Origin of the sequence: Janthinobacterium goodfellowi, from assembly GCF_051380695.1 — a bacterium.
In the GTDB taxonomy this organism is placed as follows: domain Bacteria; phylum Pseudomonadota; class Gammaproteobacteria; order Burkholderiales; family Burkholderiaceae_D; genus Janthinobacterium.
Genome location: NZ_JBNYXN010000007.1, coordinates 57996 through 76576 on the forward strand (window position 1 = coordinate 57996; position 18581 = coordinate 76576).

Consider the following 18581-nt stretch of genomic DNA (forward strand, 5'->3'; position numbering starts at 1 on the left):
AGACCGTTGCCCAGGCTAACGATTCTTTCTGGATATGCTTATGCTGTTGTTTTCAAGCTGCACCGCTCAGGGCGCCAGCTCAGGGCGCCAGATTACGCAGCAGGGCGGGAATCTCGGCCGGGATTTCGCGCGCCAGGTAGCCAAGGATGCCGAAGCGCAGGGCCAGCTGTTCGCCCGCCAGCGCATGCAGGGCGATGCCCCAGGCGCACGCCTGCTCCAACGGTGCGCCGCGCGCGGCCAGGCCCGTGATGATGCCCGCCAGGGTATCGCCGGAACCGGAAATGGCCAGGCCGATATTGCCGCCCGCATGCGTCCAGCTGCTGCCATCGGGCATGGCGATGACGGTTAGTGCGCCTTTCAGGGCGACGATGGCGTGCCAGCGCCGCGCCGCGTCCACGGCGCAGGCATGCGGGTCGGCCAGCACGGCATCCTTCGACAGGCCCATCAGCTGGGCCAGCTCGCCCGCGTGCGGTGTCAGCAGTACGGGCTGCGTAAAACGGAAGTGCGCCGGCTGGCGCACGACCTGCATGGCGCAGGCGTCGAGGATCAAGCGGCTGCCGGCAAACAGGGGCAGCAGATGGCGCATCAGCTCGCAACTGGCGGCCGTGTCGCACATGCCTGGCCCGACGAGCACCGCGTCCACCTTGCCGGCCAGCGGCGCCAGCTGGTGCCGCGCCTCGTGGCGGAAGCCGCCCTGCACCGTTTCATCGAGGCCGATGACCCGCGCCTCGGGCATGGCGACGGCCACTTGCGCCGCCACCGACGCGCCCGTCGCCAGGGTCAGCTTGCCGGCGCCCGCGCGCAGGGCGGCCGTGGCCGCCAGCACAATGGCGCCCGGCATTTCCTCGGAGCCGGCGACGATCAGCAGATGGCCGCGCACTTCCTTGTCGCCATCGGGCTGGGGCATGGGCAGGGGCCAGGAGCGCAGCAGGGAGGGCGTGATGTCGGTGGTGTCCATGCATGGCTCCGAAAAACTAGGACTTGGGCGCCGCCGGCATGTCGGGCTGTGCCGTGACGGGTGTGCCGGCCGCTTCCAGCGGCGCGACGAAGTTGCACAGGTCCAGCTGCAGCTTGCCGTGTTTGCCCAGGGCGGGGTTGAAGGCGTACGAGGTGACGCCGCAGTTGGGTACGTCGGCCGCCTTGTCGATGGCCAGGATGGCGTGCTCGTCGCAGCGTTCCAGCAGGTAGCGGAAGCAGTTGACGATGACCTGGTGACCGACGATCAGCACCCGTTCGCCCCGGTATTCGCGGGTGATGGTGTCGAGAACGCTGCGCAGGCGCAGGATCACGTCGCACCAGCTTTCGCCGCCCGGCGGGCGAAAATAAAATTTACCGACGTGCTGGCGCTGTTCGTGCAATTCCGGATATTTGCTGGCGATGCCGTGCACGGTCAGGCGGTCGAGGATGCCGAATTCCTTTTCGCGCAGGCGCTCGTCGGCCACCGCGGCGCTCAAGCTGTCCGCATCGATGCGCGCCAGCACGGCGTGCGCCGTCTGCTGGGCCCGCACGTAGGGCGAATACAGCACGACGGTCGGTTGTTGCTCAGGGGGGAGGGTGGCGAACCAGTCGCCGAGGGCTTGCGCCTGGCGCGCGCCAAGCTCGGAGAGGGGGACATCGACATCGCGCTCGGCGATGGCGATCAACAGCTGTTTTTCCGCTTCGGCGGCATCGCGCGCCACGTTGCCGGCACTTTGGCCGTGACGCACGATCCAGATTTGCTGCGGCCATTTCTGTTCCATCGCCTTGCGCCTTCCTCCGTATTGATTGGGATCCAATATAGACGAAAGCGGCAAGGCGCGGCGCGCCTGTGGTGTGGCCGGGCGCGCTTAAGAACGCCTAACAAAACCGTAGCGAGCGGAAGGGAGTTACGGTCGAGAAGCGCAACTGTACGAAGGTACAGTGAGCATCGCAGACCGTAAATCACGACGCGCAGTAGGTTTGGTTATGCGTTCTAGGCGGCGTGTTCCGCTTCATCCAGGTCCGGCGCATCGTCGCTGTTGTAGACGGCCAGGTCGGTTTCGCCCATGACCCGGCTGGTGACGGTGCCGGCCGTGATCGAACCGCTCACGTTCAGGGCCGTGCGGCCCATGTCGATCAGCGGTTCGACGGAGATCAGCAAACCGGCCAGCGCGACGGGCAAGTCCATCGCCGACAGCACGATCAGGGCGGCAAACGTGGCGCCGCCGCCCACGCCGGCCACGCCGACGGAACCGATGGTGATGATGGCCAGCAGCGGCAGCAGGAAGCTGAGCGTAAATGGATCGACGCCGACGGTGGGGGCGATCATGACGGCCAGCATGGCGGGATAGATGCCGGCGCAGCCGTTCTGGCCGATGGTCGAGCCGAACGAGGCGGCGAAGTTGGCGATGCCTTCCGGCGTGCCCAGGCGCTGGGTTTGCGTCTGCACGCTCATCGGGATCGAGCCGGCGCTGGTGCGCGAGGTGAAGGCGAAGGCCAGCACGGGGAAGACTTTTTTCACGAAGCGCAGCGGGTTCAAGCCCACGCCGGCGATGATGGCCAGGTGCACGAGGAACATCAATATCAGCGCGCTGTACGAGGCGACAACGAAGTTGATCAGCTTTAAGATGTCCGTGTAGCTCGACGACGCCACCACTTCAAACATCAGCGCGAACACGCCGTACGGCGTCAGGCGCAGCACCAGCGTGACCATGCGCATGACGATGGCGTGCGCCACTTTCATGAAGTGCTCGAAGGACGCGAAGATTTCCGGCTTCTTGGCCGCGATGCCCGTGGCCGAGATGCCGATGAAGATCGAGAACACCACCACGGCGATGGTCGACGTCTTGCGCGCGCCCGTCATGTCGAGGAAGGGGTTGGTCGGCACGAAGCTGACCAGCAGCTTCGGCAAGGACAGGGCCTTCGCCGTTTCCAGCGAGCCTTGCAGTTGCACGCCGCGCGCCACTTCGGCGGCGCTCGACGTCAGGCCCACGGCCGTCAGGCCGAACAGCTTGGCCATCAAAATGCCCAGCGCGGCGGCGATCGTGGTGGTAATGAGCAGGGTGCCGATGGTCAGCGCGCTGATCTTGCCCAGGGAACTCGCATCCTTGAGCTTTAAAATGGCGGAAATGATGGACACCATGATCAGCGGCATGATGATCATCTGCAGCAGTTTGACGTAGCCGCTGCCGACGATGTCGATGTATTCATTGGTGCCGGCGATGACGGGCGAGCCGGCACCGTACAGCCACTGCACGGCCGCGCCCAGCAGCACGCCCAGGCCCAGGCCCGTGAAGACGCGCACGGTGAATGTGGCGTGTTTGCGTTGCTGGTGGAACATGAAGGCGAAGACGATCAGCGCAACGAGCAGGTTCAGAATGATGTTAATTGCCATGTAGGGGCCTTATCTTGGTTTTATTCGAGACTGCAGAGAGCACTTTACTACAAGTCATTGCTGCCCCAGCCTGGGGCGAAAGGGCAAGCACTGTACAGTACTATGGGGGCGTTCTGCGCCATGCCGCTGCGAATATTACGCTATATGAATATGCTCCACAGGCATAAGCCTTCAGGATGATTGTGAAATTGGCTATTTCGTGCCAGCATGGTTTTCCCGTTTGCTAATATGCGCGCGTGATTTTAATAAGGAAAAAGATGAATGCTTTAACGGAAGTACAAGTGCTCGACGCGGAAGAGCGCTTGCGCCTGGCCATGATGGCCTCCGACGTGGCCGTGCTGAACGATTTGCTGGCCGACGATTTGCTGTTTACGAATCACCTGGGGCATTTGCTGAGCAAGCATGCTGACCTCGCCGCGCACGAGCAGCGCCTGCTGACCATCACCGATCTGCGCGCCTCCGAGCGCCATGTGCGCATCAACGGCCACGTGGCCGTGGTCTCCGTGCGCATGCAGCTGACGGGCAGCTATCACGACGTGGAAACGCATGGCGACTTCCGTTTTACGCGCGTCTGGGCGCAGGATGCGGCCGGCGCGCTGCAAGTGATCGCCGCCCATTCCGGCGTCGTGGCTTGAGGAGCATCATTTAGTGGATCATCGTTCCAAAGGGCAGCTGTTTGAAGCTGTCATCGCCGCCGGCCCGGCCACCCTGGCCATCACGGCCGGCTATCCCCTGCTGCTGTACAACCTGGTGCGCACCTGGGCCGACGCCCCCGGAGACCATGCCCTGGCCGCGCTGCTGCTGACGGGCGGCCTGTGGGCCTTGCTGGAATTCTGGCGCATCGCGCTGGCGACGGTGGCGCGCAAGGCCTATGCCTTCAACTGGCGCTTCTGGCTGGCCATCGCCGGCTTTCTCGCCTGCTTCGTACGTTTCGTGCCGGACATGCCGGCCGGACTGATGCTGCTGTTGTTGGTACTGCCGGCGCTGGCGTGGACGCATTTCATCTTGTTGCAGATCAAGCGCCCGCGCAAGGCTTGATTGCTGAAAGGGCCGTAGCGGGAGCGATATAGCATGAGTGAAATCCAAAAACTGGGCGAGCAATTCCACGCGATAGCGTCGAAATCCGACTTTTTCATGGCGACGTATTCAGATGCCGTCAAACTGCGCGTGGCGCGAACGCTGATCAGCAAAGGGCCGTTATGTAACGTCCGGCCATTCGAAGTCCAAAGGGCCGGCTTCAAGCCGGGAAAAGAGCTGAAGTCGCTGCCCGCGGCGCTGAAAGATACCCATGTCTATTATTTCGATGGGGAAGGCAGGGTCATCCTGGTGGAAAGCTATGGCGGGTCTGCTGCTGTCATCAACAGGAGCTTCTATTTTCATGAGCGCGGCGAACTGAAAAGTGTGCACTTCAATGCGGGAGGGAGCTTGAGGAATGTCATGCTCAGTTTCCTTGACGGGGCACGCATCGCACAGGACATCAATTTCGGAAAATTTGGCGAAGGGAGCTACGATTACCGGTATGAGGATGATCGCCTCCATTCCATCATGGTCCGGCAGAGAGAGCATGGCCAGGAAAACCCTACCGGATATCAGATTTTGTTCGGCTATGTGGACGGAGAGATGGACAATATTCTCCATGTGTTTGCGAATGGATATCAGGAGCAGCGCTATCCATGACGATGGCGATTTTCAAGGCAAGGCCATGGAAAAATACAGGTGGCATCTGTATTATTCTGGGGCAGATGTGGTGGACGCCAATGAAGCGTGGACGGGCGGGCATGCCGCTGCGGGCATCTGTCCGGACTGCGGAAATTATATGCCCGGGAATGAAGGCGATTTCGCCGTGGTGATGGATCAGCTATTCCTGCAAAAGCAGATAGGTTTTCTATGGGGCACTTATCGCCGTCCATCATGTCCGCCAGACTGCACCGGTTGACTATGACTGGCCGTCGCCATCCTGCGCGTCCAGCCACTGTATCCGTCCATTGCCCGCCTCATGCAGGTGGGCGAGCAGGGCGGTGGCCGCCGTTTCAGGCAGGCTGAAGTCGAACAGCACGTCTTCGCCGTGCGCCACGTTCAGCAGGGTGGCGCCGGCACCGTCGAGCTCGCGGCGCAGCATGCCTTCCATCGCATACGGCACCGTGCAGCGCAGGGACCGTTGGCGCACGATGGCCGTCTTTTCCGCCTGCAACAATGCTTGCGCCACGCTGTCCGTGTAGGCGCGCACGAGGCCGCCCGCGCCCAGCTTGATCCCGCCGAAGTAGCGCACGACGGTGGCCAGCACGCCTTCGAGGTCTTGGTGGCGCAGCACGTCGAGCATGGGCCGCCCGGCTGTGCCGCTCGGTTCGCCATCGTCGACGGCCGCCGACTGCCCGCCCGCCAGCAGCGCCCAGCACACGTGGCAGGCGCCCGGATGCTGCGCTTTTAAATCGTTGACCACCTGCTGCGCGCTTGCGCGGTCCGTCATCGGCTGCACGCAACCGATGAAACGGCTTTTCTTGATGATCAGTTCGCTGTGGACTGGGGCGGCAATGGTAAACGGCATGGCGGGTGAGAAGGCGGGCAAAGCAGCATGATAGAGGAAATGCGCGCCGGGGACGAGCCGTTGGCCGCTTACTCCGTTGCGACGGACACCAGTTCGCGCAGCGCCGCGTCGCGCACCTGCAGAATGTCGAACAGTCCCAGCGCGTGCAGGGCAGGCAGGGCGTCGAGGATGTCGCGCCCGGCGACGGCCTTTGCGTCGGTGCTGCTGGCGTCGTCCAGCCACAGCCGGGCATTGGCGAGAAAAGCGCCCACCGTTCCCTTGCGCACGGTGATGCCATTGAACTGCCCCTGGTTTTGTTGATCCGCTAATACGTCTTCTGCACGCATGGTGAACTCCTGAAGGTTGGAAAGACTCCACTGTATGATGAGCGGATTGTCTTGCCTGCGTTGTTTATGTCATTCGATACGTTAAATCCGTCAATCTTGCGGCTGCAGCGATTGCTGCGCGCCTTGCGCATTTCCCAAGTGCAGGAACGGGTAACGCCGCCGCATTGCCATGCGAGCGGCCAGCTGTTCGGCGCCATGCGGGGCTTGCTTTCCGTGGCTGCCGACAGCGGCCAGTGGGTGGTGCCGGCCAGCCACTGCGTGTGGGTGCCGCCCCATCACGTCCATGCGCTGCGTTCGCATGGCCCGTTTGCGGGCTGGAGCGTGTATGTGGACGAGGCCAGTTGCGGCGGCTTGCCCGCCGCGCCCTGCGTGATGCGCGTCTCGGGCTTGCTGCGCGAAGCGGTGGGCCGCGCCAGCAGCTGGGACGAGGGTGCACTGGACGCGCGGCAGGCCCGGGTGGCTGGCGTGATCCTCGACGAGATCGCCGCCGCGCCGCACGAACCGTTCGGTTTGCCGCTACCCACGGACCCGCGCCTGTTGCGCGTGGCGCGCGCCGTGCTCGACGACCTGGCCGACGAGCGTGGCGTGGAAGCACTGGCCGCCTGGGCCGGCGTGTCGCCGCGCACCCTGGCGCGCCGATTCACGATCGAGACGGGCTTTACGCCCTCCGCCTGGCGCCAGCGCGCCCGCATCCTGCGCGCCCTGGAACTGCTGGCCGCCGGCCAGCCCGTCACGACCATTGCGCTGGACCTGGGCTACGACAACGTCAGCGCCTTCATCGCCATGTTCAAGCGGGTGATGGGAGTTACGCCGGGGAGGTATGGGGATGGCAGCTAATCGAACAATACCGGTAGTTGGTAAAGCGCAACTTGCTGCAGATAGGGACGGCCAAGGCTGAAGTTGTGTGCGAATGCCGGACTTGACTCTATCCATCGTCCTTCCTGATTTTGTGCTGTTCTGATGTTTGCGCTTGACGGCTTGTTTTTTGATCGTTTGAGAGAGGGTAAGTCTCAATCCAGGTTTGGTTTTTATTTGTTTAATTCATATTTTTTGGAAAATTATCGTATTTAATTGAGCTCAGTGAAGTATTTTCCTGCGGCGATAGGATAGTGAGTGTGTGGAAGCTATTAATGGAGGTTGTATTTTTAAAAATTGGTAGTGTTGAAATCATAATTGATAGTGTGTTTTATTTCAGTTAGCATATATTTATTAATGTAAATATAAGGAAGTGTGAAATATGAATTTTTTGAGAGTTGCTGCGATTTTTCTGGGATTGACATGCGCTTCTGTCAATGCTCAAACAATTGTCACATATGATATAAAAAATGGGCGTGTAAAGGATGCAGGGAACTGGAATAATAATTACGATGGAACGCTAACGCGAGTTCATCCCACATTGGATTTGATTTATGATTACAGTGGCGGTAAAGGATCGTTGAATGATGGAATAGTTCCGAGTGGCGTTGAGAGTACCCAGTTCATCTATTCCCCTGATAATCCGATAATTACTTTGCACTTGTCGGGTCAGAGTATTATTCATGAGATGAATTTTTATAGTATGTTGCACGCAGGAAATGTCTCTGCTGGAAATTTGTCGGGGGCAAAGATCAGCTTTGGCGATCAGTCGCAATACTTGAATGCGACTAACTGGGGACCAAAATGCAGCAGTAACCTGTGCAATAATGGATTCAGTTTTGCCGGAACGGCTCTGGAGGGAATTGCCACGGATGTAATAACGATTAGTGATTTTAAAAATATAGGTAATGGTCTGCCCCTATATGCCATTGGTGAGATTGTCTTGAATGGATCGTTGGTATCGCCTGTTCCTGAGCCAAGTACCTATGGAATGTTGCTTGTCGGAATTGTTGCGATTGGGTTGCAGGCAAGAAGGCGCCGCGGCGCCAAATCTGATATGGCTTGAGATGCCAGGGAGGGGGTATGTAGGACTGTCGTGTGCTAGCGCAGGTGCGGCGGAAACAGAAAAGCCCACGAACCGGGTTCGTGGGCTTTTCTGAAGTATTTGGTAGGCCGTGCGGGATTCGAACCTGCGACCAACGGATTAAAAGTCCGCTGCTCTACCAGCTGAGCTAACGACCCAAAAACTTTGACTACTGAACTACGGTAACGCTGTGCCGTATCGACATGCTTGCCATGCTGACGGCTGAATCTTGGTAGGCCGTGCGGGATTCGAACCTGCGACCAACGGATTAAAAGTCCGCTGCTCTACCAGCTGAGCTAACGACCCAAGGGCGGCTATTATGACGGCCAACGGCGGTTTTGGGAAGGGCTGGACGTGGCAAGGACGGAAAAAAAGCCTTGCGTGGCCCTCATGCACGGTCTAATATGGGTAGATAGTCTACCTATTTATGTGATCCCATGCCCACTACCGAAGACCTTCCCATCCCCGAACGCGCGCTGGCGCTGTCCGATGACTTGCGCGTGGCGTTCAAGCGCCTGTTGCGCTCGATGCAGCGCGAAGGGGGCGAGCTGGAGGGCAACGTATCGATGATGCAATACATGCTGCTGGCCTTGATCCACGAGCAGCCCGGCATCGGCGTGGCCGCGCTGGCGCGCCTGCAGAACGTGCGCGGGCCCACCGTCAGCGCGCAGGTCAAGTCGCTCGAAGAGGCGGGGCTCGTCGAGCGCAGCGCGCCCGATCCGCAGGACCGCCGGCGTTCGGGCCTGCAGGTGTCCGCGCAAGGCTTGACCATGCTCGAGGCCCTGCGCGCGCGGCGCCGCGATGCGCTGGCGCGGCGCATCGCCCGCTTGTCGCCGCAGCAGGTCGATGCGCTGGAAGCCGCCATGCAGCCGCTGCTCGAGATCGGCCAAGCATGAGCCGCCACGATCAAATCGCCGATGCTGTAAAACCCGTCACCGAGCGCGAAGTGCGCGCCATCTACCTGGGCCTGATGGCCGTGCTGGGCCTCGGTGCGCTGGATCAAAGCATCGTTGCCACGGCCTTGCCGCGTATCGTCGACGACTTGGGCGGCATGGCGCATCTGTCGTGGGTGGTCACGGCCTACGTGCTGGCTTCGACGGCCACCATGCCCTTGTACGGCAAGCTGGCCGACCAGTACGGCCGCCGTCCCATGATCTTCACGGCCTTGCTGACCTTCTTGCTCGGTTCCGTGCTGTGCGGGCTGGCGCAGAACATGACGGAGCTCATTATTTTCCGCGCCATCCAGGGCCTCGGTGCGGGCGGCTTCATGCCGCTGGCGCAAATCATCATCGGCGACATCGTGCCGCCGGCCGAGCGGGGCAAGCGGCAAGGCATGGTGCCCATCGTGTTTGCCGTCACCAGTGTGCTGGGTCCCGTGCTGGGCGGCGTCATCACGGATGCCTTGTCGTGGCACTGGATTTTCCTGGTCAACCTGCCCATCGGCGCGGCAGCCTTTGTCATTATCGCGCGCGCCATGCGCAAGCCCGTGCGCACGCATGCGCACAAGATCGACTATCTGGGCTCGGCCTTGCTGACGGGTGCCATCACGGCGGCCCTGCTGGTGCTGGCGCTGGGCGGCACCGAGTGGCCGTGGAACTCGCTCGCCGTCAAGGTGTGCGGCGGCGTCGCCTTGCTGCTGGGTATCTGGCTGGCCTTTCACGTGGGACGCGTGGATGAACCCGTGCTGCCGCCCGACCTGTTCGAAAACCGTACCTTCAATATCGCCAGCCTGGTGATGGCCATGACCTTCATGGGCCTGATGGGCGCCAGCGTCTTCTTCCCCCTGTTCTTCCAGCTGGTGATGGGTACGAGTCCCGCCGAATCGGGCGTGATGACGGTGGCCATGATGGTGGGGCTGGTGGCGTCGTCGATGTTCAACGGCCGGGTGCTGTCGCGCTCGGGCAAGTACAAGATGGTGCAGGTGGCGGGACTGGCCGTGGCGCTGCTGGCGTTTGCCGTGCTGGCCTGGGCCATGGAAACATCGCGCGGTTACTGGATCATCGAGCCGGCCATCTTCTTCCTCGGCGCGGGACTGGGACTGGTGATGCCGAACATGACGATCGCCGTGCAAAATGCCTTGCCGCTGGCGCGCCGCGGCGTGGGCACGGCCATGCTGGCCTTTTTCCGTTCGCTGGGCGGCTTGCTGGGCGTGACGGCGTCCGGCGCCATCCTCGCGCACCAGCTGCACCAGCATGGCGTGGAAGCCGTGTCGGCGCTGGGCGCGCATGCGGCGGCGCAGACGGTGGACGTCTACCGCCATGCGATCGCCAGCGTGTTTGGCGCCGGCGCCGTGCTGTTGCTATTGGGACTGGTCGCCTTGCTGTTCCTGCCGGAACTGCCCCTGGAGGGGCATCCGGCAGCGGCGAAGGCCAAAGATGATCAGTAGCGCTCGAGCCAGTGCGCGTACGGCGCCGGCAAGGTCCACGAGGCGCGCTCCACGCCGAGTTCCTTGGCGGCAAAGTATGCCCAGTGCGGATTGGCCAGGTGTGCCTTGCCGACCATCACCACGTCCAGCTGCTCTTCCTTGACGACGCGCTCGGCGATGGCCGGCGTGCCGAAGCCCCAGGCGGACGAGACGGGCACGCCCGCTTCGCGGCGCACGCGCTCGGCGATCGGGCCCATGAAGGCCGGGCCCCACGGAATCGACACGTCGGGAATCGTAAAGCCCATGCTGACGCTGATCATGTCCATGCCCGCATCCTTGAACTGGCGCACGAGGGCTATCGATTCGAGCAGGGTTTGCTCGTCGCGGCCGTCGAATTCCAGCACGCCGAAGCGGATCGTCAGCGGCAGGTGCTCGGGCCACACTTCACGCACGGCTTTCAATGTTTCCAGCAGGAAGCGGCTGCGGTTTTCCACGCTGCCGCCATAGATGTCGTCGCGCTGGTTCGAGTGGGCGGAAAAGAAGCTTTGCGCCAGGTAGCCGTGGGCGAAGTGCAGTTCCAGCCATTCGAAGCCCACTTCGCGGGCGCGCACTGCCGCGTCGACGAAGTTCTGTTTCACGCTGGCGATATCGTCGAGGTCCATGGCGCGCGGCACTTTCGGCAGGCCGCCGCCAAAGGCGATGGCGGACGGGGCGATGGTTTGCCAGCCGCGCGCGTCGCCTTCAGCGATGTGGTCGTCGCCTTCCCATGGGCGGTTGGCGCTGGCCTTGCGGCCCGCGTGGGCGATCTGGATGCCGGGCACGGAGCCGGCCGCCTTGATGGCTTTCACGACGGGCACGAAGGCTTGTGCCAGATCATCGTTCCAGATACCCGTGCAGCCGGGCGTGATGCGGCCTTCCGGTGCCACGGCCGTCGCTTCGACGATCACCAGCCCGGCGCCGCCACGGGCCATGCCCGCGTAATGCGACAGATGCCAGTCGTTGGCCTGGCCATCGACGGCCATGTACTGGCACATGGGCGGCACGGCGATGCGGTTGCGCAGGGTGACATTTTTGAGGGAGTAGGGCTGGAAGAGGGCGGACATGGTGGCCTTTGTGTTTGTTGGTAGGAAAGTAGGGAGATGCTGATTCGGTAGTTCGTAAATATTCGAAGAATGGAATTAGTATAGCGCATGCTGTATGATTGTGCTCATGCGCCCACACAAACATCCTCCCGCCAGCGAATTCGTGCTCGAGCGCGTGCTCTACGCCTTGAGCGATTCCATACGCCTCGACATCGTGCGCCACCTGGCCCGCGTGGACGCGGCCGCCTGCGGCGACCTCGACGGTGGACGGCCGAAGTCGACCGTCTCCCACCATTTCAAGGTCTTGCGCGAAGCGGGCCTCGTCTACACGGAAAACGCGGGCACGACGCACATGAACACCTTGCGCCGCGCCGATATCGAGAGCCGTTTCCCCGGCTTGCTGGGCGCCATCCTCGCGCAGCAGCCGCAAACGAATCAGCCCTGAGCCAGTCCTGAATCTGCCGTAGAATGCCTGCAAGATTGCCGAATTTGCAGCATGGGCGGGCAGTCCTGACCTGAAGGGCTGACGACGCATGAAAATTTTCGCACGGTATCGCTGGTGGTGCGCCACCGCTTTCGTACTGCTGACTGGCTGCTGGCCTTACACGGAACCGGCCACGGGCGAATATGCCGTCGTGCTGCGGCGCGGCGAAAAGGTGACCAAGGCCGATACCTACGGGCGGTTTGCCGCCTTGTCGGTCGAGTACCGCCAGGGCGGCGGCTCCCTGATGTCCACCGAGAACCACTCCATGCGGCTGATACATAACGACAAAATCGTCGTCAAGACCACCGATGGCATCGAACGCTGGACCGATTTCGCCCAGCCCGTGTATTTCGTCAAGCGGCAGGAAGACGACGGCATGCTGGCGCTGGTCCACGAGCAGGCGGGCAAGGCCGTGGTCGAGAAGATTGCGGCGTCGAAAGACGGCTACCGTGGTAACGAGACGTACATGCATGGTTTCCCCCTGTCTCCGGGCGTGCGCTATTTCCCCGTCGATCAGCGTCCCGGTTTCCTGTTGCGTGGCTTGCCGCTGAAAACCACCGTGCTGCCCAGCCCGCCTGAAGGCGACGACCGCCTGCAAGCCTATGTTCTGGCGGCCATCTCTCCCGACGGGGCATCGTTTGCCTATGTCGACAGCGAATATGCGCCGTCCGTGGTGCTGGTGGTCGATGCGGACGGCAAGCGGCGCGATCCCATTCCCTTGCCGAGAATCTACCTGGCGGACGCACCCCGCTACCAATTCAACCCCTACGAGCGGCTGTGGGCCTGGTCGCGCACGGCGCTGACATGGCACAGGGACGGCGCGGGCAGCTGGGAGGTGCGCCCGGACGGCATTGCGCCGGAGCCTGCCGGCGCGCGCAATGCAGTCGAGGAATTGTTTATCAGCGATCAAACCGGCTACCGTCGCTGTTTTGCCGCCGCCAATGCCGCCTGTCTGCCGGGCTGGCGCAGGCCGGACGCCGCCGAGCTGCGCCGGACTTTGCCGGGCGATGGCGACGCGCCGCCGTTTGCCTACGTGCCGTCGGCCCCTGTAAGCGCCTTTGGCGCCGGGGTCGGTTTGCTGTTGTTGTCCAGGGGCTGCTGCCGTGTGCCGTCTTACCACCTGTATCTGGAAGGCGCGCCGGCGGCGGTGGCGGCGCAATTGTCCGCGCGCTTGCGCGAGAGCAAGACGCCGTTCGTGCGCGTCGACGCGTGTCCGCGCCGCACGGGCAATGACGGCAAGTGCGCGGCGCAGCTGGCGCAGCAGCTCAAGCGGCCGGAATCGCAGGGGCGCGAGCTGGAGCAGTTGCTCGATGCCTGGGAGGAGCAGGATGGCGTGCTGTTCGTCATGCCGTCGATGGCGGTCGCGGTGCGCGCGAACGGGCAGGGCGGCAGCATCGTCCAGACCCTGTTGCGTGCCGATTTTTCACGCAAGGACTGATATCGCTCATCTGCCGCGCGTCACCGAAGTGCCAGGCTCGGCTATGATGTCGGCCTTTCGGTAAATCCTCGGCCGCGCGCCTGTTGCGCGATGGGCTGGCGACGAGACCTGGCACGGCAAGGGATGGGAATGACGGCAGCAGCAGTGGTATCACAGGCGGACCTGGCAAATCGTCCGCAGTTTGGCTGGATCAATGGTTTGAAGGCGGGCGCGGCGCAGTTGATCGTGTTGCACCATCTGGCGTTTTACGGGCCCATGTCCGACTACGTGCAGCCCCTGTGGCCCGAGTTGCTGGACTGGCTGGGCGGCAGCGCGCGCATCGCCGTGCAAGTGTTCCTCGTCATCGGCGGCTTCCTGGTCGCCAAATCCCTCTCTCCTGCCGGCCGTCCCGGCATCGCCACCCCGCTGCAGGCCGTCTGGCGCCGCTATGCCAAGCTGGCGCCGCCTTTCCTGGCCGCCACTCTGCTTGCTGCCGTGATCACCCCTGTGGCCGGTATCTGGATGATGCACGACTCCATGTCGGCCGCCGTCACCCTGGGCCAGCTGAGCGCCCATGCCTTGCTGCTGCACGGCGTGCTGGGCTACGAGTCGCTGTCGGCCGGCGCCTGGTACGTGGCCATCGATTTCCAGCTGTATATGCTGACGGTATCGCTGCTGTGGCTGGGCGGCCGCCTGGCGGGCCAGCGGCGCGGGTCCTGGCTGATGCCGCTGGCCGTCACCGTGGGCATCACCTTTTCCCTGCTGTATTTCAATCTCGACTCTGGCTGGGACAATTGGGCGCCGTATTTCTTCGGCAGCTATGGCCTGGGGCTCATGGCCTGGTGGGCCAGCGACCCCAGGCGCAAGCCCGCGGCCATGGCCCTGCTCATGACCATGGCCGCCGTGCCCGTCCTGCTGGCCCTGGCCATCGATTACCGCAGCCGCATCGCCCTGGCCCTGGTCGTCGCCTGTGCGCTGTGCCTGTTCGGCCGCGCCCGCACCCCGTCCGCAGGCCGCGCCTGGGGTGCCGTCAACGCTATGGGCCGCATCTCGTACGCCGTCTTCCTCGTCCACTTCCCCGTCAGCCTGCTGGTCAATGCCTTGTTCACTGCCTATGTCCCGTTGGAACCTGCCTGGCAGGCGCTGGGCATGCTGATGGCCTGGGGCGGCAGCCTGGCGGCCGGCGCCGCGTTTCACCGCTGGGTGGAGGTGCCGCTGGGGCGGGTGGTGAGGGTGTGGATGGGGCAAGTTGGCATACGGGCGGTGTCGACCTGGTAGTGGGGGGGCAAGCTTGTTTGTGCGTGCGAATATATGGTCGTATGGGCCCTTTCCGAAGAGTCGCCAGCGGCAGACGGCTAATGTGATAACGCGGATCTGCCTGGAGTGATTTGCGTGGCCTGAGGAGTAGATGTTTGAGTAGCTTTTTGATGAAATCGGAAAGGGGCTTCTGGTGACCGCTAGGCGGGTCTAGGGATTCGCGTACAGCATACACAGCGGTTGCACGGCCAGTGGCGTTTTGATGGAAGGTGTACTACCGTATTGAACAAAAATTCTTCTTCCACCATGTCGCGAAAAGAGCGTCGGTGGTTTCGACATACGCTCGAATGGTTGTAACCATTGTCGATACGTCTGCTGGTGGTTCTGTCGCCATTGGGTCTCCGTGGGCGATTTTGTTGCGAGTTCCTACAAGATGATCAATCATGTTGGTGATCGGTAAATTTTTTGCGCCGAGCCTTCGTGCCAGCTCAACCTTATAATCGGAATATCCGAAGCGACCGATATAAGCACAAATCTTAGAGAACGCAGGATTGGAAAAGCCTTTGTTAAAGCGATCAACTGGAACTTGCTGTGGAAATGGGCCATTACGTGACCAAAAATGTAGATCATCGCCGATAAATACGAAAAGCCGGTCGGCCATCTTCTCTGGGTCGGAGGTGTCTTGTATATCGCCAAAAAAGCCTTTCGAGATATGGTAAAAAAGCTTCGAAGAGAGGCTAGTCCTTGGGACTTGCTTTGAATGGAGTGACTCAAGGGCTAACTCGCCCAAGTCTTTCACATACCCTTCTAGATGACTCGAAAGCAGTACGACGGCAGCTCGGCACAATGAATTGATTTCTTTCCTAAGCGTGACCGGGGATCGCTTCTCTTTTTCTCGCGCAAGGCGGATTAGCATCTCAACTTCATCGAGTCGGGAAACGAAAGACGAATACGCCGTCGTATAGCGCGCCATATTAGAAAATGTCTTTCATTGCAGCGTCCCACATTTCGAATCGGCGTTTCGTTCTTTTCGTGTGATCTACGGCTCTACTAATGAGATCTTTGAACTCCATATCGTTGAGTAGTGTCGTAAAATTTTGACGGAAGATATTACGCTTTGCTGTCGCCTCAGCAACGGTAATTTTCGTTGCCTGAAGCATGACGAGGTCGAAAAGGGCTCGGTTGATGACCCGTGTTTTTGAATTTGGGTCACGTCTGAAGCATTCTTTTGGCTCGAACCACAAAAGGGCAATGTCGATAGCGTGCTCCCACTTTTGGGTAAGCGCTGAGATTTGTTCTGCAGAATATTTCTGACCGGCTTTCGCGGCCTCATTTAGCCAATGCTTCTGAGGCGTCCGGTAAGAGTCAATTCCATGTATAAGAAAAGCGAAAAAGCGCAATGCTAGTTCCTCGTCTCGCATTCGCACATCGGCTTTTATTTTCCCTAATATAGAAAGCCATGGCTTGTAATCAACCACCGTTCGGAGAAGCGAGTTTAACTCTCCCCGGTATATACAGTTTCTAAGTTCCTGGGGATTCAATGGGACAGTATTGGAATTCAATCGCTCAAAGACATCAAATTTTATCTCCGGATGCGATTCGTTTGTTATCAGCACGCAGCGTAAGGTGTGGGTCTTGAGTTGACGCTGCAGCTTCTGAGGTATTTCATGGAATCGTAATTCATTTAACTCCTTAAGTACCTCAAGGCTGGACAATGGAAATTGATTGTTTAGAAAACGAAATATTGAGAAGAGTCGCTGCTGCCCGTCAATTACGTCTAGTTCGAATTCTGAATTTTGTGAGAGATAGCATGGTGGAATCGGTACATTCAGCAGGATCGATTCAATAAGGCGAGACGCTAGTTTTTGCGACCAAACGTAGCGACGCTGGAAATCGGGCCTCTCGGACAATGGTCGCAAAAAAATCGTTCCCGACGAAATTTGCTCGACGAGAGATTCGACTACAAGATCGTACGGTTGCGTATAGACTCTACGATCCCGAATAGGTATTTCGTCGGGATCTACTACTTCGTCATTTTCCGGATCATCGTCAAACAGAAAATTTTGATCGCTCACTAAACCTCCGCATTCATGTAAATGTCACAATGGTTTCGCTGTTCACTGTCGTATGAGTTCGCCGATCAGATTAGAAAAATCTGATGTTAAGAAGTACTATTTTGTGACGGTTAATCGTCTGTTGGCCTAGGTTGCTTATAGTGCATGCTGCGACCGGCGATGTCTTCGATCTGAATGACACCATGACCAAAATGCACAGTACTACAGTTTTGTGCTTATTGGTGATCTAGTTCAGATACATTGTTGCATGGGAAAATCGTTCTGTCTGATACTTTCTTTCTCTGTATGTCGTTGTAACTCCTCCAAAGTCATACGTGCGATTATATCCTTGTAAGATGCCAATAGTTTAGTTTTTATTTTGCAAATAAAAATGTTGATTTTGGGGCTGTTTCAGAAGATTTTTGTCGGGAGGGCAAGTATCTATTTTTTTACTTGGCTAATCCGGAGTGCCGTACTGTTCTGCACTGCGCAGTTATGTGTAGGAAGGGTAAAAGTTGTCGGCCTTTGTTGATCGAACTATGAGCGTATGGATGAGGGTAAGCTTGGAAGGGGGGGGCTAGGATTCTTCGAGAGGAGGGGCAAAAAAAAGCCCACGAACCGAAATTCGTGGGCTTTCTTAAGTATTTGGTAGGCCGTGCGGGATTCGAACCTGCGACCAACGGATTAAAAGTCCGCTGCTCTACCAGCTGAGCTAACGACCCAAAAACTTTTTACAACAACTTCGGTAACACTGTGCCGTAAAAAAATGCTTGCTATAACAACTCGCAAGCAGATCAGTACTGCGTATTCGTGGTAGGCCGTGCGGGATTCGAACCTGCGACCAACGGATTAAAAGTCCGCTGCTCTACCAGCTGAGCTAACGACCCGAAGAAGAAAGATTATAGGGGGTGCCCGGGATTCTGTCAAACCTAACGGGCAACTTTTTCCCCGCTTTTACTTTTTGCCGGCCCGTTCCTTGGCCGCTTGCGCCGCGCTGGAGTCCGGGTAGCGCGAGATCAGTGCGTTCAGGGTCTTGGTCGCGTTCGGCTTGTCTTTCAGCTCCGTGTAGCAGCTGGCGATGTTGAGCATGGCGTCAGCTGCTTTCGGGCTGTCCGGGTAATTCTTCAGCACGGCCTGCTGGGCCGTGATGGCGCTCTTGCAGTCGCGCTGGGCGTAATAGGCGTTGCCCAGCCAGTATTGCGCGTTGGCCGCGTAGGCCGATTCCGGATAGCGTTTCACGAAGGCGTCCAGTGCCGTGACGGCGCCCTTGTAGTCGCCCGACTTGAACAGGCCGAACGCGGATTCGTACGCGCTTTGCTCGGACACGCCCACGGCCGCTTCCTGGCCGTCGATGGTGACCTGGCGCGGCTCGAGCTTGCGCAGGCGCGCGTCGATGTCGGTGTAGAAATCCTTCTGGCGCTTTTGTGTGGTCGCCAGGTCGTTGCCCAGTACTTCGATCTGGCCGCGCAGGCGGGCGATCTCTTGCATGGTCTGGTCGTGCTGGTTGAGCAGGCTCAAGGTGCTGGTCTTGTCCGCCTTGGCGTCGATGCGGCCGTTCAGGTCGCGCGCCATCGCGTCGACCTTGGCGCGCAGCTCGAGGATGGCCTTGCGCGCTTCGTCGTCGTCGAACAGGGCGGCGTTGGCGTGCAGGGGCAGGTAGGCAAACGCGGCCATCAAGGCGGCGGCGACGCCGGCTTTCGAGAATGTCATCATGGGTCGGGCTTTCTAAGGTTACGCAAAACATGCAAACGGGGCGCCGG

Annotated in this window: 20 protein-coding genes and 4 tRNA genes; 11 read left to right on the top strand and 13 right to left on the bottom strand. The window is 60.1% G+C overall.

Going from position 1 to position 18581, the window contains the following annotated elements; genetic code table 11:
- Positions 1-79 precede the first annotated feature (79 nt).
- From ACQ4WQ_RS23330 to ACQ4WQ_RS23340, 3 genes are all read right to left on the bottom strand, one after another.
- Entirely contained in the window at positions 80-958 is an 879-nt protein-coding gene (locus tag ACQ4WQ_RS23330; RefSeq protein WP_436500351.1) for an NAD(P)H-hydrate dehydratase, read from the bottom strand.
- Between the two features lie 16 nt (positions 959-974).
- Positions 975-1739 carry a histidine phosphatase family protein gene (locus tag ACQ4WQ_RS23335; RefSeq protein ID WP_436500353.1) on the bottom strand — a complete coding sequence of 255 codons (765 nt, stop codon included), beginning with the start codon at positions 1737-1739 and terminating at the stop codon, positions 975-977.
- A 212-nt stretch (positions 1740-1951) separates the two neighbouring features.
- Positions 1952-3352, bottom strand: coding sequence for an L-cystine transporter (locus tag ACQ4WQ_RS23340; RefSeq protein ID WP_099409972.1), 1401 nt, complete (start codon positions 3350-3352; stop codon positions 1952-1954).
- 257 nt (positions 3353-3609) lie between these two features.
- On the opposite strand from ACQ4WQ_RS23340, the gene ACQ4WQ_RS23345 reads away from it, so the two are divergent.
- From ACQ4WQ_RS23345 to ACQ4WQ_RS23360, 4 genes are read left to right on the top strand one after another with little or no spacing between them, the layout of a single operon-like run.
- Complete coding sequence (locus ACQ4WQ_RS23345) at positions 3610-3987, top strand: nuclear transport factor 2 family protein (RefSeq protein ID WP_326458497.1); 378 nt, start codon at positions 3610-3612, stop codon at positions 3985-3987.
- Between the two features lie 13 nt (positions 3988-4000).
- A complete protein-coding gene (locus ACQ4WQ_RS23350) occupies positions 4001-4390 on the top strand; it encodes a hypothetical protein (protein ID WP_436500356.1) in 390 nt (129 codons plus the stop codon).
- A gap of 33 nt (positions 4391-4423) precedes the next feature.
- On the top strand, positions 4424-5029 hold the full coding sequence (locus tag ACQ4WQ_RS23355) for a hypothetical protein (RefSeq protein WP_436500358.1): 606 nt from the start codon (positions 4424-4426) through the stop codon (positions 5027-5029).
- Complete coding sequence (locus ACQ4WQ_RS23360) at positions 5001-5288, top strand: hypothetical protein (protein WP_436500360.1); 288 nt, start codon at positions 5001-5003, stop codon at positions 5286-5288. Before ACQ4WQ_RS23355 ends, ACQ4WQ_RS23360 begins: the two co-directional genes overlap by 29 nt.
- Here ACQ4WQ_RS23360 and ACQ4WQ_RS23365 read toward each other — a convergent pair whose 3' ends face one another.
- A complete protein-coding gene (locus ACQ4WQ_RS23365) occupies positions 5289-5897 on the bottom strand; it encodes an IMPACT family protein (RefSeq protein ID WP_436500362.1) in 609 nt (202 codons plus the stop codon).
- A 68-nt stretch (positions 5898-5965) separates the two neighbouring features.
- Positions 5966-6223: a hypothetical protein gene (locus ACQ4WQ_RS23370; RefSeq protein ID WP_436500364.1), complete on the bottom strand. Its 258-nt coding sequence runs from the start codon at positions 6221-6223 to the stop codon at positions 5966-5968.
- 66 nt (positions 6224-6289) lie between these two features.
- Between ACQ4WQ_RS23370 and ACQ4WQ_RS23375 the strand changes: the two genes are divergently transcribed.
- Entirely contained in the window at positions 6290-7060 is a 771-nt protein-coding gene (locus ACQ4WQ_RS23375; RefSeq protein WP_436500366.1) for a helix-turn-helix domain-containing protein, read from the top strand.
- A gap of 400 nt (positions 7061-7460) precedes the next feature.
- Entirely contained in the window at positions 7461-8144 is a 684-nt protein-coding gene (locus ACQ4WQ_RS23380; RefSeq protein WP_436500368.1) for a PEP-CTERM sorting domain-containing protein, read from the top strand.
- Positions 8145-8244: 100 nt separating this feature from the next.
- On the opposite strand, the gene ACQ4WQ_RS23385 is transcribed toward ACQ4WQ_RS23380, so the two are convergent.
- Both ACQ4WQ_RS23385 and ACQ4WQ_RS23390 read right to left on the bottom strand, forming a co-directional pair.
- Positions 8245-8320 (bottom strand) — tRNA-Lys (locus ACQ4WQ_RS23385).
- Positions 8321-8392: 72 nt separating this feature from the next.
- Positions 8393-8468, bottom strand: a tRNA-Lys gene (locus ACQ4WQ_RS23390).
- A 131-nt stretch (positions 8469-8599) separates the two neighbouring features.
- On the opposite strand from ACQ4WQ_RS23390, the gene ACQ4WQ_RS23395 reads away from it, so the two are divergent.
- Together ACQ4WQ_RS23395 and ACQ4WQ_RS23400 are read left to right on the top strand one after the other, a co-directional pair.
- Entirely contained in the window at positions 8600-9058 is a 459-nt protein-coding gene (locus ACQ4WQ_RS23395; protein WP_436500370.1) for a MarR family winged helix-turn-helix transcriptional regulator, read from the top strand.
- Positions 9055-10548 carry an MDR family MFS transporter gene (locus tag ACQ4WQ_RS23400; protein WP_436500372.1) on the top strand — a complete coding sequence of 498 codons (1494 nt, stop codon included), beginning with the start codon at positions 9055-9057 and terminating at the stop codon, positions 10546-10548. Before ACQ4WQ_RS23395 ends, ACQ4WQ_RS23400 begins: the two co-directional genes overlap by 4 nt.
- Here ACQ4WQ_RS23400 and ACQ4WQ_RS23405 read toward each other — a convergent pair.
- Positions 10542-11630 carry an NADH:flavin oxidoreductase/NADH oxidase gene (locus ACQ4WQ_RS23405; RefSeq protein WP_436500374.1) on the bottom strand — a complete coding sequence of 363 codons (1089 nt, stop codon included), beginning with the start codon at positions 11628-11630 and terminating at the stop codon, positions 10542-10544. The two genes, ACQ4WQ_RS23400 and ACQ4WQ_RS23405, sit on opposite strands and share 7 nt — an antisense overlap.
- A 106-nt stretch (positions 11631-11736) precedes the next feature.
- Here ACQ4WQ_RS23405 and ACQ4WQ_RS23410 point away from each other — a divergent pair, with 106 nt between their 5' ends.
- From ACQ4WQ_RS23410 to ACQ4WQ_RS23420, 3 genes are all read left to right on the top strand, one after another.
- Positions 11737-12054: an ArsR/SmtB family transcription factor gene (locus ACQ4WQ_RS23410; RefSeq protein WP_436500376.1), complete on the top strand. Its 318-nt coding sequence runs from the start codon at positions 11737-11739 to the stop codon at positions 12052-12054.
- An 88-nt stretch (positions 12055-12142) separates the two neighbouring features.
- Positions 12143-13531 (top strand): hypothetical protein, encoded by a 1389-nt coding sequence (locus ACQ4WQ_RS23415; RefSeq protein ID WP_436500378.1) that lies wholly within the window; start codon positions 12143-12145, stop codon positions 13529-13531.
- A gap of 129 nt (positions 13532-13660) precedes the next feature.
- Positions 13661-14788, top strand: coding sequence for an acyltransferase family protein (locus ACQ4WQ_RS23420; protein ID WP_436500380.1), 1128 nt, complete (start codon positions 13661-13663; stop codon positions 14786-14788).
- Between the two features lie 253 nt (positions 14789-15041).
- Here ACQ4WQ_RS23420 and ACQ4WQ_RS23425 read toward each other — a convergent pair whose 3' ends face one another.
- The 5 genes from ACQ4WQ_RS23425 to ybgF form a co-directional block, all read right to left on the bottom strand.
- The gene (locus ACQ4WQ_RS23425) at positions 15042-15740 is read right to left on the bottom strand and encodes an MAE_28990/MAE_18760 family HEPN-like nuclease (protein ID WP_436500382.1); all 699 of its coding nucleotides are present in this window, start codon (positions 15738-15740) and stop codon (positions 15042-15044) included.
- Between the two features lies 1 nt (position 15741).
- Positions 15742-16842 (bottom strand): GmrSD restriction endonuclease domain-containing protein, encoded by a 1101-nt coding sequence (locus ACQ4WQ_RS23430; protein ID WP_436500384.1) that lies wholly within the window; start codon positions 16840-16842, stop codon positions 15742-15744.
- Between the two features lie 625 nt (positions 16843-17467).
- A tRNA-Lys gene (locus tag ACQ4WQ_RS23435) sits at positions 17468-17543 on the bottom strand.
- Positions 17544-17632: 89 nt separating this feature from the next.
- Positions 17633-17708, bottom strand: a tRNA-Lys gene (locus tag ACQ4WQ_RS23440).
- Between the two features lie 67 nt (positions 17709-17775).
- Entirely contained in the window at positions 17776-18534 is a 759-nt protein-coding gene (gene ybgF, locus ACQ4WQ_RS23445) for a tol-pal system protein YbgF (protein WP_326457788.1), read from the bottom strand.
- Positions 18535-18581: the final 47 nt, after the last annotated feature.

Excerpts from the sequence above, each read along its gene's own strand:
- ACQ4WQ_RS23330 (WP_436500351.1), bottom strand. The coding sequence starts at position 958 with ATGGACACCACCGACATCACGCCCTCCCTGCTGCGCTCCTGGCCCCTG.
- ACQ4WQ_RS23335 (WP_436500353.1), bottom strand. The coding sequence starts at position 1,739 with ATGGAACAGAAATGGCCGCAGCAAATCTGGATCGTGCGTCACGGCCAA.
- ACQ4WQ_RS23340 (WP_099409972.1), bottom strand. The coding sequence starts at position 3,352 with ATGGCAATTAACATCATTCTGAACCTGCTCGTTGCGCTGATCGTCTTC.
- ACQ4WQ_RS23345 (WP_326458497.1), top strand. The coding sequence starts at position 3,610 with ATGAATGCTTTAACGGAAGTACAAGTGCTCGACGCGGAAGAGCGCTTG.
- ACQ4WQ_RS23355 (WP_436500358.1), top strand. The coding sequence starts at position 4,424 with ATGAGTGAAATCCAAAAACTGGGCGAGCAATTCCACGCGATAGCGTCG.
- ACQ4WQ_RS23360 (WP_436500360.1), top strand. The coding sequence starts at position 5,001 with ATGGATATCAGGAGCAGCGCTATCCATGACGATGGCGATTTTCAAGGC.
- ACQ4WQ_RS23365 (WP_436500362.1), bottom strand. The coding sequence starts at position 5,897 with ATGCCGTTTACCATTGCCGCCCCAGTCCACAGCGAACTGATCATCAAG.
- ACQ4WQ_RS23370 (WP_436500364.1), bottom strand. The coding sequence starts at position 6,223 with ATGCGTGCAGAAGACGTATTAGCGGATCAACAAAACCAGGGGCAGTTC.
- ACQ4WQ_RS23375 (WP_436500366.1), top strand. The coding sequence starts at position 6,290 with ATGTCATTCGATACGTTAAATCCGTCAATCTTGCGGCTGCAGCGATTG.
- ACQ4WQ_RS23380 (WP_436500368.1), top strand. The coding sequence starts at position 7,461 with ATGAATTTTTTGAGAGTTGCTGCGATTTTTCTGGGATTGACATGCGCT.
- ACQ4WQ_RS23395 (WP_436500370.1), top strand. The coding sequence starts at position 8,600 with ATGCCCACTACCGAAGACCTTCCCATCCCCGAACGCGCGCTGGCGCTG.
- ACQ4WQ_RS23400 (WP_436500372.1), top strand. The coding sequence starts at position 9,055 with ATGAGCCGCCACGATCAAATCGCCGATGCTGTAAAACCCGTCACCGAG.
- ACQ4WQ_RS23405 (WP_436500374.1), bottom strand. The coding sequence starts at position 11,630 with ATGTCCGCCCTCTTCCAGCCCTACTCCCTCAAAAATGTCACCCTGCGC.
- ACQ4WQ_RS23410 (WP_436500376.1), top strand. The coding sequence starts at position 11,737 with ATGCGCCCACACAAACATCCTCCCGCCAGCGAATTCGTGCTCGAGCGC.
- ACQ4WQ_RS23415 (WP_436500378.1), top strand. The coding sequence starts at position 12,143 with ATGAAAATTTTCGCACGGTATCGCTGGTGGTGCGCCACCGCTTTCGTA.
- ACQ4WQ_RS23420 (WP_436500380.1), top strand. The coding sequence starts at position 13,661 with ATGACGGCAGCAGCAGTGGTATCACAGGCGGACCTGGCAAATCGTCCG.
- ACQ4WQ_RS23425 (WP_436500382.1), bottom strand. The coding sequence starts at position 15,740 with ATGGCGCGCTATACGACGGCGTATTCGTCTTTCGTTTCCCGACTCGAT.
- ybgF (WP_326457788.1), bottom strand. The coding sequence starts at position 18,534 with ATGATGACATTCTCGAAAGCCGGCGTCGCCGCCGCCTTGATGGCCGCG.